Origin of the sequence: Stackebrandtia albiflava, from assembly GCF_007994225.1 — a bacterium.
Taxonomy (GTDB): Bacteria; Actinomycetota; Actinomycetes; order Mycobacteriales; family Micromonosporaceae; genus Stackebrandtia; species Stackebrandtia albiflava.
Genome location: NZ_VLLL01000005.1, coordinates 1,535,249 through 1,547,831, shown reverse-complemented (window position 1 = coordinate 1,547,831; position 12,583 = coordinate 1,535,249). Strand labels below are relative to the sequence as shown.

Below are 12,583 nucleotides of genomic sequence, written 5' to 3'. Positions count from 1 at the left end.
TCCCACTCCTTCATGTCCACTCGATCACCGCGTCGACGCCTGTCGAGGCGGCTGTACTGCTACACCTTCCTCAACGACTTCGTCCTGCTGTACCCCCTGTACGCGCTGTTGTTCACCGCGCACGGCCTGTCGGTGGGTGAGGTCACCGCGCTGTTCGTGCTGTGGTCGGCCACGTCGATCCTGGCCGAGGTCCCCTCCGGCGCACTCGCCGACACCCTGTCCCGGCGCGCCCTACTGGTGGCCGGGCCCCTCCTCACCGCGAGCGGATTCCTGCTGTGGGGACTGGCACCGTCCTTCGTGGGATTCGCCGCCGGGTTCGTGCTGTGGGGCCTCGGCGGAGCACTGCGGTCCGGCGCGTTCGAGGCCCTCACCTACGACGCCCTCGACCGGTTGTCGGCCACCGACCGGTATCCGCACACCATGGGCCGGGTCAAGGCGATCGCAGCGGTGGCGGTCCTGGCGTCCGCGGCGGTGGCGTCACCGGCGCTGACGGTCGGCGGTTATCCGCTGGTGACCGCCGCCAGCGTCGCGGCGGGACTGGCGAGCGCGGTGGTGGCCGCCGGGCTGCCCGAGCACTCCGGTACCCCGGTGTCGATCCGCGCCGCGGTCACCGAATACCGGCACACCCTGCGGGACGGTCTACGCCTACTGCGCCGCGACCGCCTCGCCCGGCGCCGCGCGACCGTGCTGGCGCTGGTAGCCGGAGTGTGGGGCAGCCTGGAGGAGTTCATTCCACTGCTGGCCGCCGACAGCACCGACCGGCTGTGGCTGGTGCCGCTGCTGGTGTTGTCGGTGGCCGCCGGCCAGGCAGCCGGTGGACTGGCCGCGGCACCGGCCGCGACCTGGAGCGACCGGACCTCGGCGGTGGTCCTGGTGTCGACGGCGGCGGCCACCGCCGCGGCCGCCTGGTGGGCCGGGGTTCCCGGGTTCGCGGTCCTGGCCGTGGCGTTCGGGGTCTATCAACTGCTCAACGTCGCCGCCGACGCCAGGTTGCAGGACGTCATCGACGCCCGGACCCGCGCGACGGTGACCTCGGTGGCCGGCCTCGGCACGGAGTTCGCCGGTATCGGCACCTACCTGTGGTACGCGGTGGCGGCCTACGCCGCCGGTCACGCCGGTGGATTCGTCGCAGGTGCCGCGGTGTACCTCCTGGTCGCGGCGTGGTGGTGGCTCCCGGCGCCCCGCGACACGGCCGTACCCGCATCGCGTTAGCGCACCGTGGGGGTGGCCCCGGTCCCGGGCCACCCCCACGGTCACGTCACGGCCGCCACACGAACGGCGTCGTCGTGGTCAACGCCTGGAACCCCAGCCGCGCCAGAATCGGCCGACTGGTGTCGCGCGCGTCCACGTACAGATAGCCGACACCGGCCGCGGCGGCGCGGCCGGCGCGATGCGCCACCAACGCCCGGTACAGGCCCCGTCCCCGCCAGTGCGGCAGGGTCGCCCCGCCCCACAGTCCGGCGAACCCGTCGCCGTCGCACTCCAGTCTGGCCACCGACACCGGTCCCTCGGCGGCCTCGGCCATGACGGCGACCTCGGTTCCCGGGGCCTCGGCCAGCCTGCGCAGCAGCCGCTTGCGCAGGCCACCCGGATCGACACCGAACACCCGGGCGTGGAGCCGCGCGGCGCGTTCCACGCCTTCGGCGTCGGTGACCGGCACCAACACCACCCCCGGCGGCAGCACCGGCGCAGCCGCCACGTCGGCGGTGGCCGCCACCATCACCGTCTCGGTCGGTTCGGGCACGAAACCGGCCTCGGTGAGCAACCGGGGCAGGTCGGCGGGCAGGTCGTGGCCGTAGAGCTTCCATTCGCACTCCACGCCCAGCGCCGCGAAGTGGTCGCGTTGCGCGGCGATCACCTCGGCGGCGTCGTCGCCCAGGCCCGACCACAGCACACCGTTCCACCCGTCCGGGCCCGCGACCTGCCGCACGACCGCGCCGGTGTCCTCCACCCGCGCCCGCGTCGAATCCGGTCGCGCCCGCCGCCGCACCCGCGCGTCGAACGTCTCCAACCACTCGGCTCTGTTCACCGGGGTCATGTTCCCGACCCGGCCCGGAACCGGCAACCGGATTGTCAGCCCGAGGAACCGGTCGCCGCCGCCGAGGCCGCGATCGCGGCGGTGATCGCCGCCATCACCGCCGCCTGCGCCGCCTCGACCGCCTGCCGGGTCGCCTGGGAGGCCCACGCGCCGTCACCGGCGGCCTTCAACGCGGCACGGACCTCCTTGCGGCGCCGGTCGGGGAACACCTTGCGTTCCATCTGCAGCGCGTACACCAGCGACGCCAACCCGGCGTCGTGGGCGTCGCGTGCCATACCGGTGGCCACCACGTGTGCGAGCCGGTCACGGGCGTCGGACTCGACGCGGTCACCGGGGACCGGCAGGTACCGCTGGAAGGGGAACAGTCCCAGCACCCGGTCGGGATGATGCCGCAGCGTGCCCCGCGCGACGAGACGGTCCAAGACGGTGGCGACGATCCGCTTGGACAGTTTCTGGACCCAGAACTGCGCCTTGCGGGGACGGTCTGCGCCGATACGCGCCAGCGCGTCGTCCAGCAACGGGTCACCCGTCGGAGTGGAGTCGACGACCGTGACCCGCTTGTCGACGACGTCTATCCGTTCGGCCACCGCCAGTTCCAGCAGCAACGCCCCGGCAAGGCCCAACTCCAGATGCGACACCTGGTTGCGGCCGGTGTCGTCGCGATACGCCAACAGCAACAGTTCTTCGGCCAGAATCACCATGCCTCGAGATTAGGCCGCCGCGCCCACCCACACCTCGGTCGCCGGGACGACTCCCTCGTCCTCCCAGGGGACGGCGCGGTGGCCGTCGTCTCATCCTCGAAGGACCGGCCGCCTCGGAAGCGGGGAGGAGTACACGACGTTGGTGGTGACCGGTCCCAACGCGGCCAGTCGCGCCACGATCGCCTCCAGGTCGGGCATCGACTCGGCCAACACCTTCACCACGAAGCAGTCCTCCCCGGTGACGTGGTGGGCCTCCACCACCTGGGGAGTCACCTCCACCATGTCGTGGAACGCCCGGTAGTCCGGGTGCGGGTACCGCAACCGCACCAGCGCCGTGATCGGCAACCCCACCGCCGAGGGATCGACCACCGCCGCGTACCCGCGGATGACACCGGCCCTCTCCAGCCGCCGGACCCGTTCGGTGACCGCGCTGGCCGACATCGCCACGTCCCTGGCCAGGTCGGTGAAGCCGCGGCGGCCGTCGCGTTGCAGGACCGCCAGGATCCGCCAGTCGGTGGCGTCGAGGGTGATGTCGTCGACCATGCGCCATGGATACCGTGGATTTCCCGGCGCGTCCAACCGATGATGTCGGCATGCGCGACCACCGAGGCCACCACCCGCGACAGGCGACCCGGCGGTGGCGGGGGAGAAGCGACCGGCACCGCCGGGAACCGGGCACGGCCCGCTTCCGTCTACGACCTCGTGGTGTGGGAGCGCTTCACCCGGTGATCGCTTCCGGTCGCACCGGCTCGGCCCGGTAGACCCGCACCTGTTCGGAGCCGTCGGTGTATTCGGAGAAGCGGCTGCGCGGGTCGTTCATGTGCGGGGCGGCCAGGTGTTCCCGCAGCGCCGCCTCGTCGGTCCACACCTCCACGCACACCAGCCGCAGCGGGTCGTCCACATCGACGTGATAGCGGTACTCCAGGCAGCCCCGGTCGCCGCTTCGGGTGCGTTCGGCCAACTCCCGCAGCAGCCGCAGCCCGGCGTCGCGGTGCTCCGGCAGCAACCGGACCTCGGCGTGCACGATGATCATCCCGCCACCGTATCGCCACACGACGCGGAAGATCCACCGCCGCGACCCGGCTCCACCAACGAATTTTCATCCACGGTCTTGAATCCGTAGATATTTTTCCGTAGGCTACGCGCAACCCGGCCGACCGCGAACGGCCGGGCCACCCGGTGCGCCGCCCATGCCCGGCCGGCACACCGACGGAAGCCCGCCCACACCGCGCATTGCCCGGCGCGACCGGGCGGCTTCACGCAGCGGCCCACACAGCACCCGGGCCACCGCTGCGGCGTGGCCACCGCCCGTGCGCGTGCCGGTGGCCACGCCACCCGGCCCGGCCGCCCCCTCCCGCGCTTTGACACACTCGAATCCCGCACGCGGCAGGAGCAACCCCATGAACCCCACCCCGCAGACGGCCCCACGCACCCGCGTCCGCGACATCGCCCTCCTGTGGGGCCTGGTCACCGCGCTGCTGTGGCTCGTCGAGACCGTCGACTTCCTACTCCCGGCAGACCTCGACCGGTACGGCATCATCGCCTGGAACCCCGAACGCCTGCCACACATCCTCCTGGCGCCCCTACTGCACTCCGGATACGACCACCTCAGCGCCAACACGGTCCCGCTCCTGGTCCTGGGCGCCCTCGCCGCCTGGACCGGCCTGACCCGATTCGCCGCCGCCACCGGCGTCATCGTCCTCATCAGCGGCCTGGGAGTCTGGTTCACCTCCCCACCCCACACCGTCACCGTCGGCGCCAGCGGCGTCGTCTTCGGCTACTTCGGATACCTCGTGGCACGCGGCGCACTCCAACGCAGCCTCCGCGACATCCTCATCGCCGCCGCCGTGGTCGTCGTATACGGCTCCATCCTGTGGGGAGTGCTACCCCAGCAACCCGGCATCTCCTGGCAGGCCCACCTCTTCGGGCTCCTCGGCGGCCTCACCGCCGCCTGGATGCTGCGCACACCACGCCCACCGGTGGCCACCACATGAACGACACCACCTGGGACGGCGTGGCCATCACACCGTCCGCGCCACGCGGAAACGCCGTCGTGGTGCGGCGCCGACACCCCGACGGCCACCGATACCTGATCCTGCACCGCGCCGTCGAAGGCGTCCACCACGAGGGCCTGTGGGCGTGGACCACCCCCTCGGGCATGCGGCAACCCGGCGAAGCGGTCCTGCCCGCCGCCACACGGGAACTCCACGAGGAGACCGGAATCGCCGGCCACGACCTGCAACCGGTCGACCTCGGACGCGGCCATGCCCTGTGGCTGGCCGACATCCCCTCCGACACCCCGATACGGCTCGACGCCGAACACGACCGCCACGAATGGGTCACCGCCGACACCGCCGCCGCCCGCTGCCTGCCCTCCGTCGTCGGACACGCCGTCACCACCGCCGCGGCCGTACCCACCGTCCACGTCACCCTGCCCGACGCCCCCACCACCGACCACCCCTGGTGCCCACCCCACCCGGCCACACACACCTGCCCGGTCACCGGCCACCACGTCACCATCGACGGACGCCCCGCCGGAACCGCGCACACCGCGACCGTCGGTGACCTACCCGACCACCTGGCCGCCACCGGCAGCCACCACGGCGTCATCATCACCGACCCCGCATGGCGCGGACGCGGCATCGGCCCGGCCGTCATATGGGCACTCCTGCGCCACGTCGCCCACACCCACCCACACACCACGCACGTCATCACCGACAGCGACCCGCACGACACCGCCACCCACCGCGCCCTGGCCAAGACCGGCTTCACCCGCGACGGCCACCTGCGCCTGCCCGGCGGCACACGCCTCCTCCACGGCATCAATCCCGGCCACTGGCTGGGTCACCGCCCCCCGAACACCTCCACACATGACATGATCACCGCCCAGGGCGAATCACAACAGGGGAGAACATGACACCCAAAGTCGTGGTATTCGGAATCGACGGCGTCCGCTTCGACACCCTCCAGCAGGCACACACCCCACACCTGGACGGCATCGCCGCCACCGGGTTCCTCACCCGGACCCGCATCCGCGACGTCAACCCCACCATCTCCGGACCCTGCTGGGCCACCATCGCCACCGGCGTCCACGCCGACGCCCACGGCATCCTCGGCAACGACCTCACCGGCAACCACCTGGCCGACCACCCCTGCTTCCTGGCAAAGGCCACCGCCGCCGGATACCGCAGCTACGCCGCCGCCGGATGGCTACCACTGCTCACCGACGCCCAAGGCGGCCCCGTCTTCCGCCCCCACTCCTTCTACACCCCGCCCCGGCCACCCGGAAGCCACACCGGCGGCGACGCCGAATCCGACCAACACACCGCAGACCACGCCGCCCACGCCCTACGCGGCACCGACATCGACATCGCGTTCGTCTACATCGGTCAAGTCGACGAGACCGGACACGACCACGGCACCGGACCCGAGTACCGCAAAGCCGTCGAAGCCGCCGACACCTGCGTCGGACAGGTCCTCGACGCCATCGCCTCCCGACCCGGCTACGACACCGAGACCTGGACGATCCTGGCCGTCACCGACCACGGCCACCGCGACGGCGGCGGCCACGGCGGAGACTCCGACCTGGAACGCACCGCCTGGATCGCCGGCTCCGGCCCCGGCCTGAACCCCGACACCTGCGCCCACGTCGAACACGCCGACATCCACGCACTCGCCCTACGACCCCTCGGGCTGTGACTCCCAACGCGCCAACCGATCCTCCAGGAACCGCCGCTGCGCCGCGCCCGTCACCGACTCCAACGCCCGCCGATACGCCGCCACCGCCTCATCCCTGCGCCCCAACCTGCCCGCCAGGTCCGCCCGCACCGCCCACAACAGATGAAACCGCGGCAACAACCCGTCCACACCCTCCAACAGATCCAACCCCGCCTGCGGCCCCTCCACCTCGGCCACCGCCACCGCCCGGTTCACCCGCACCACCGGCGAACCCGTCAACACCTCCAGGCGCGCGTACAAGCCCGCGATCCGACGCCAATCGGTGTCCTGCGGACGCCCCGCCACACAGTGCTCCGCGGCGATACACGCCTCCAGGAAATACCGGCCCCCCGTCACCCCGGCCCGCACCAGACCCCGCAACGACCGCACCGCCTCGGCCACCTCACCCATCCGCCAAAGGCCACGGTCCTGATCGGGCAACAACACCAACCCACCATCGGCGTCGACCCGCGCGTCACGCCGCGAATGCTGCAGCATCATCAACGCCGACAACGCCCGCACCTCCGGCTCACCCGGCATCAGATCACCCAGCATCCGCCCCAACGCGATCGCGTCGGCGGCCACCTCCACCGACGCCACCTCACCACCCCGCCGCGGCGCATACCCCCGCGTGAACGCCAGATACACCACCGACAACACCGCCGACAACCGCTGCGGCAACTCCTCCGGCGACGGCACCCGATACGCCACACCCGCACCCGACAACTTCGCCCTCGCCCGCGTCAACCGGGCCGCCATCGCCGACTCCGCCACCGTCAACAACGCCGCCACCTCGGCCGTGGGCACACCCAACACATACCGCAACGTCAACGCCACCTGCGACGTCACCGACAACGCCGGATGACAACACGTGAACACCAGACGCAACAGATCGTCGTCGTCATCGCCCTCATCGACCAACAACAACGGCAACGACCGCGCACGCACCCGCTCCCGCCGCACCCGGTCCACCGCCCGACGCGTCGCCGCCGTCGTCAACCACGCCATCGGCTCATCGGGAACCCCACGCACCGGCCACACCCGCGACGCCGCCGCGAACGCGTCCGCCGCGGCGTCCTCGGCCAACCCCAGATCCCTGAAACGCGCCGCCAGGCCCGCGACCAGGCGCGGCCAGTACCGCCGCCACGCCTGGTCGAGCCGGTCACCGACGTCAGTCACCGGCCATTTCCACCACCGGCCGCACCTCCACGACCTCCGACGGACACGCCCGCGCCAACTCCAACGCCTCGTCCAGGTCGGCGGCCTCCACGAAGTAGATGCCACCCAACTGCTCCACCGTCTCGGCATACGGCCCGTCACTGAGCACGACGTCCTCACCCGAACGACGCAGCGTCGTGGCCGTGGCCGACGCCGCCAACTCCTCACCACCGCGCTCGGCGTCACGCGCGGCCAGCAACCGCCCGAACTCCTCGTGAGCCGCATACGCCGCCGCCCGCTCGGCCTCACTCGCCTGCGCCCACGCCTCTTCACGCCCGTACAACAACAACGCGTACTTCACGCCCGGCTTCCTTCCCATTCACCGGCACCGCCCGTCGGCACCGTCTCACCCACACTGACGCACCACAACCGGCCCACATCGACATCCACGCCGAGAGATCTCCACCACCACACCCCGCCCACCCATGGTACGAACGACACACGACACCACACTCCACCGGCAGGAGACCCCCGTGCACCCCCTCTTCGACCGACCCCTCCGCCGCTCCACACTCCTCAAGACCGCCGCCGCGGCCACCGGCGCCGCCCTCCTGGGCACCACACCCGCCGCCGCCGACCCCGCCACCACCGCCGTCACCGTCACCAAGATCGCCGACCTCACCGGCCCCGGCCTCACCACCACCTTCCGCATGGAGGCCACCGACCTGGGCATACCCGCCACCACCCCCGACGGACGCACCCTCTACGTCTTCGGCGACACATTCGAACACGCCCACGTCGGAGGCGGCTGGTGGCGCTCCCCGGTCGCCCTCTACTCCACCACCACCGACCTCAACACCGGAGTCACCTGGTCGCAAGCCGTCGGCGGCCCACACGCCCGACAACTGTGGCACTACGACCACGACAACCCCGTCTTCTCCACCGTCCTGCCCGGCGACGTCATCACCATCGGCGACACCATGTACCTCCACGCCATGGTCAACAAGGGACTCGGCAACGTCGTATGGACCGAACTGTGGCGAAGCGACGACTCCGGCACCACCTGGACCCACACCGGCACCCACTTCGACGCCGGCCTCCACGGCGGCCTCTTCCAACTACTCACCTGGGGCCTGGGCAACGACGGATACGTCTACGTCTACTCCACCGGCTTCCAACGCGACAAACCGATCATCCTGCACCGCGTCCCCGCCCACCGCATCACCGACCCCACCGCCTACCAACCCTGGGGATGGCGAGACGGCCACTGGGCATGGGGACACCCACCCACACCCGTCCTCACCGGACGCTTCGGCGAACTCTGCCTGCGCCCCCTGGGCGGCAAATGGGTCCTCACCTGGTTCAACGCCGGCGACTACCGCATCGACGGCATCATCATGGACACCCCCACCTCCAACCTCTACACCGCACACCGCCGCACCCTCATCCACGGCGGAAGCTGGGGCCACGAAGACGACTCACACGTCGCGCAACTCTACGGCGGCTACATCATCCCCGGCTCCACCCTCGACGACCTCCACCTGACCGTCAGCCAATGGAACACCTCCACCGGCTGGCCCTACCGCGTCATGCAACACCGCATCCGCGGATTCCGCACCTGAAAACCGACCCACGACACGAACCCGAAACACCCCCGCACACCCGACGGCGCCCATAGCCTCACAACACACCGACACCATCAGGCTTGGGGCACCCGCACATGGACCAACTCGCGCTGCTGTTCATCCTCATGCTGGGCGCACTGGTCACCGTGCCCCTCGCCGGACGCATCGGCCTGCCCGCCCCCATCCTCATGACCATCTTCGGCATCGGGCTGGCCCTACTACCGTTCATTCCCGCCGTCGACATCCCACCCGACTACATACTCCCGCTGGTACTGCCACCCCTGCTCTACGCCGCCGCCCGCCGCACCTCCTGGCGACAGTTCACCACCCACTGGCGCCCCATACTGCTCCTGGCCGTCCTACTCGTCATGGTCACCACCGCCGCGGTCGCCGCCGTCGCCCACGCCGTCATCCCCGGACTCCCACTGGCGGCGGCGGTCGCGCTGGCCGCCCTGGTGGCCCCACCCGACCCCATCGCGGCATCGGCCGTCGCCTCCAGCCTCGGCCTCCCACGCCGCATCATGGCGATCCTCGAAGGCGAAGGACTCTTCAACGACGTCACCGCCATCGTCATCTACCGGCTCGCCGTCACCGCCGCCGTGACCGGCGCCTTCTCCTGGCCCTCCGCGATCGGCCAGTTCCTGCTGTCGGCCGCCGTCGCCATCACCGTCGGCGTCGTCCTGGGATGGGCGGCCGGGAAACTGTCCGACCTGCTGGCCGACACCAACCTGCGAGTCGGCCTCACCCTGCTCGTACCCTTCGCCGCCTACGCCCTGGCCGAACAACTCCACGGCTCCGGAGTCCTGGCCACCATCACCGCCGCGTTCGTACTCCAGGAGTTCAACGCCGACGCCGACGACATCGAAGGCCGCCTCACCGGCGCCGCGTTCTGGGACATCGTGGACACCCTCGTCACCGGCGTCGCCTTCGGACTCATCGGCCTGGAGATGCACAACCTCTTCCACTCCTGGTCGGGCAAACTCGGTGAACTCCTCGCCACCGGCGCCCTCGTCACCACCGTCCTCATCGCCGTCAGACTCCTGTGGCTGCTACCGGCCGCCTGGCTGGCCAGAAAGACCACCACACCCGACACCGACTCCGAGATCCCCGCCACCTGGCGCGAGACCATCGTCATGTGGTGGTCCGGAATGCGCGGCGTCGCCACCGTCGCCCTGGCCCTGGCCGTCCCACTCCACACCGAAGACGGCACCCCGTTCCCCGCCCGCGACGACATCCTCTTCGTCGCCTTCACCGTCGTCATCGCCACCCTGGTACTGCAGGGCATCACCCTGCCCTGGGTCGTGCGCACCCTGGGCGTCAAAGCCGACTCCCAAGCCGAACGCCGCCTGGAGAAACACCTCGCCACCGTCGCCGCACACGCCGCCCGGCGACGACTCAAGGCCATCGACACCGAACAGGACCTACCCGAAGACGTCAGCGAGACACTCCACCGGCAACTCGCCGCCTTCGAGACCAAGATCAGCCCACGCCCGATGGAGACCGAGATCCGTCAGGCCACCAACCGCCGCATCAGGCACCTGGCGCTGCTGCGCGACACCCAGGCCGACATCCTGTCGGCGGCGCGCGGCGCCGTCCTGGAGCAACGCACCGCACCCGGCACCGCCCCCGAAGTCGTCGACCGGGTACTACGCCAGATCGACATCCGGTCACTACGGTGACCGGCGCACGACTCAACCGGTGAACAGGCAGAACGGATGCCCCACCGGATCCAGGCACACCCGCACGTCCTGCTGCGGCTGATATCCGGCCAGCCGCGCACCGCACTCCAACGCCCACTCCGTCGCCGCCGCCAGGTCACGCACCTCCACCTCCAGGTGCATCATCATCGACTGCGCACCCGGCGTCGCCGGCCACACCGGTGCCGTGAAGTGCTCCTCGCTCTGGAACGACAACCCCACCCCACCGGCGGGATCCTTCAACATCACCCAGTCGCCCTCGTCGACGACCATCTCGTACCCCAACAACCGCTGGTAGAACCGCGCCAACTCCACCGCCCTCGGCGCGTCCAGGGTTATCGTCGGCACTCGCATCCACGGCCTGTCCATGCCACCCATCCTGCCGCCACCCACACCCCGGCACACGCCACATCACCCGATCGACCCGGACGACCACCGTCGGTGAGAGAACACCCGCCATCACCACCACCGGCCCGATACGATTCGCCCGAAACACCCGAACGGTCCGAAGACGGGAGACGAATGTTCCAGCCCGGCACCCGACGCCCGCGGCCACGCCGATGACCATTCTGCACCCCATGCGACTGACCGCGACGACCCGAACCCTCGTCTTCGGCGGCCACGCCATCGCCGAACACCTCGGCAAGACCGGCATCCCCGACTGGAACATCGCCGAGACCTGGGAATGCAGCGACGTCGAAACCTCCCAGACCACCGTCGCCGACGGACCCCTGGCCGGTCACACCCTCCGCCGACTCCTCGCCGCACATCCCCGTGAACTCATGGGCCCCGACTGGACCGGAGACCGCTTCCCGATCCTCACCAAGTTCATCGACGCCACCGGCACCCTGCCGGTCCACCTCCACGCCGACGACCACACCGCCCGGCGGCTGGAGGCCCAACCCAACGGCAAGACCGAGGCCTGGCACATCCTGGACGCCCGACCCGGCGCCACCGCACTGTGCGGCGTGACGCGCGGCATCGACGCGGCACGACTCCGCGCCGCCCTGGAGGCCCAGGACTTCGACGCCGTGCTGCGGCGACTCCCGGTGCGGCCGGGGGAGACCCTGTACGTCCCCGGCGGCACACTCCACAGCTTCGGCCCCGGCACCCTCGTCTACGAGATCGAACAGACCTCCGACATCCAACAACACGCGATGCGGTGGAACATGACCGACGGCTCGGCCGTACCCGACGCCGAGTTCACCGCCAACCTCGACATGCTCATGCGCGAAGTGGACCTCGACCTGCGACCCGAACCCACCCCCGGCCTCAAGATCACCCTGGGTGACGGCGTGGACCGGCTGTTCCTGTGCGCCGGTCCCCACTTCGCGCTGGAACGGTGGCGGGCCGGCACCACCGCACCGTTCCGCCACACCTTCCACACCGCGCAGATCCTCACCAACGTCGGCGCCACCGTACACGTCACCACACCGAACCGGTCCACACGACTGGCACCCGCGCAGACACTGCTCGTCCCGGCCTCCTGCGCGGAGCTGGAGATCGCCGGCCCGGCCGACGTCCTATGCGGATACCTTCCCGACCTCGCACGCGACGTGGCGGCCCCACTGGTGGCGGCCGGATACCCACCCCACCTGATCGCCACCCTCGGAGAGGGCCTCCACGGCGACACGCCGAGCCGTTGAT

The 12,583-nt window shown here is 70.6% G+C and carries 14 protein-coding genes; 7 read left to right on the top strand and 7 right to left on the bottom strand.

Annotated elements, in window-relative coordinates; all coding sequences use genetic code 11:
- Positions 1-12 precede the first annotated feature (12 nt).
- Entirely contained in the window at positions 13-1,212 is a 1,200-nt protein-coding gene (locus tag LX16_RS07990) for an MFS transporter (RefSeq protein ID WP_147135348.1), read from the top strand.
- A gap of 46 nt (positions 1,213-1,258) precedes the next feature.
- On the opposite strand, the gene LX16_RS07985 is transcribed toward LX16_RS07990, so the two are convergent.
- From LX16_RS07985 to LX16_RS07970, 4 genes are all read right to left on the bottom strand, one after another.
- A complete protein-coding gene (locus LX16_RS07985; RefSeq protein ID WP_147135345.1) occupies positions 1,259-2,038 on the bottom strand; it encodes a GNAT family N-acetyltransferase in 780 nt (259 codons plus the stop codon).
- 35 nt (positions 2,039-2,073) lie between these two features.
- Positions 2,074-2,739 carry a GOLPH3/VPS74 family protein gene (locus LX16_RS07980; protein ID WP_147135342.1) on the bottom strand — a complete coding sequence of 222 codons (666 nt, stop codon included), beginning with the start codon at positions 2,737-2,739 and terminating at the stop codon, positions 2,074-2,076.
- Between the two features lie 90 nt (positions 2,740-2,829).
- Positions 2,830-3,282 (bottom strand): Lrp/AsnC family transcriptional regulator, encoded by a 453-nt coding sequence (locus tag LX16_RS07975; RefSeq protein WP_147135340.1) that lies wholly within the window; start codon positions 3,280-3,282, stop codon positions 2,830-2,832.
- Positions 3,283-3,457: 175 nt separating this feature from the next.
- Complete coding sequence (locus LX16_RS07970; protein WP_147135337.1) at positions 3,458-3,772, bottom strand: putative quinol monooxygenase; 315 nt, start codon at positions 3,770-3,772, stop codon at positions 3,458-3,460.
- Positions 3,773-4,139: 367 nt separating this feature from the next.
- Between LX16_RS07970 and LX16_RS07965 the strand changes: the two genes are divergently transcribed.
- From LX16_RS07965 to LX16_RS07955, 3 genes are read left to right on the top strand one after another with little or no spacing between them, the layout of a single operon-like run.
- Complete coding sequence (locus tag LX16_RS07965; RefSeq protein WP_147135334.1) at positions 4,140-4,733, top strand: rhomboid family intramembrane serine protease; 594 nt, start codon at positions 4,140-4,142, stop codon at positions 4,731-4,733.
- The gene (locus LX16_RS27900) at positions 4,730-5,656 is read left to right on the top strand and encodes a GNAT family N-acetyltransferase (RefSeq protein WP_147135331.1); all 927 of its coding nucleotides are present in this window, start codon (positions 4,730-4,732) and stop codon (positions 5,654-5,656) included. The genes LX16_RS07965 and LX16_RS27900 overlap by 4 nt, the downstream gene beginning before the upstream one ends.
- On the top strand, positions 5,653-6,438 hold the full coding sequence (locus tag LX16_RS07955; RefSeq protein WP_147135328.1) for an alkaline phosphatase family protein: 786 nt from the start codon (positions 5,653-5,655) through the stop codon (positions 6,436-6,438). Before LX16_RS27900 ends, LX16_RS07955 begins: the two co-directional genes overlap by 4 nt.
- Here LX16_RS07955 and LX16_RS07950 read toward each other — a convergent pair.
- Positions 6,418-7,635 (bottom strand): RNA polymerase sigma factor, encoded by a 1,218-nt coding sequence (locus LX16_RS07950; RefSeq protein ID WP_147135324.1) that lies wholly within the window; start codon positions 7,633-7,635, stop codon positions 6,418-6,420. The two genes, LX16_RS07955 and LX16_RS07950, sit on opposite strands and share 21 nt — an antisense overlap.
- A complete protein-coding gene (locus LX16_RS07945) occupies positions 7,628-7,975 on the bottom strand; it encodes a YciI family protein (protein WP_158645520.1) in 348 nt (115 codons plus the stop codon). The genes LX16_RS07950 and LX16_RS07945 overlap by 8 nt, the downstream gene beginning before the upstream one ends.
- Before the next feature lie 172 nt (positions 7,976-8,147).
- On the opposite strand from LX16_RS07945, the gene LX16_RS07940 reads away from it, so the two are divergent.
- Positions 8,148-9,236, top strand: coding sequence for a glycoside hydrolase family 183 protein (locus tag LX16_RS07940; RefSeq protein ID WP_280176797.1), 1,089 nt, complete (start codon positions 8,148-8,150; stop codon positions 9,234-9,236).
- A 98-nt stretch (positions 9,237-9,334) separates the two neighbouring features.
- Positions 9,335-10,918: a Na+/H+ antiporter gene (locus LX16_RS07935; RefSeq protein WP_147135315.1), complete on the top strand. Its 1,584-nt coding sequence runs from the start codon at positions 9,335-9,337 to the stop codon at positions 10,916-10,918.
- A 12-nt stretch (positions 10,919-10,930) separates the two neighbouring features.
- Here LX16_RS07935 and LX16_RS07930 read toward each other — a convergent pair whose 3' ends face one another.
- Positions 10,931-11,305, bottom strand: a complete 375-nt coding sequence (locus LX16_RS07930) for a VOC family protein (RefSeq protein ID WP_147135312.1) — start codon at positions 11,303-11,305, stop codon at positions 10,931-10,933.
- A 209-nt stretch (positions 11,306-11,514) separates the two neighbouring features.
- Between LX16_RS07930 and LX16_RS07925 the strand changes: the two genes are divergently transcribed.
- On the top strand, positions 11,515-12,582 hold the full coding sequence (locus tag LX16_RS07925) for a type I phosphomannose isomerase catalytic subunit (RefSeq protein WP_211354339.1): 1,068 nt from the start codon (positions 11,515-11,517) through the stop codon (positions 12,580-12,582).
- Position 12,583 lies beyond the last annotated feature (1 nt).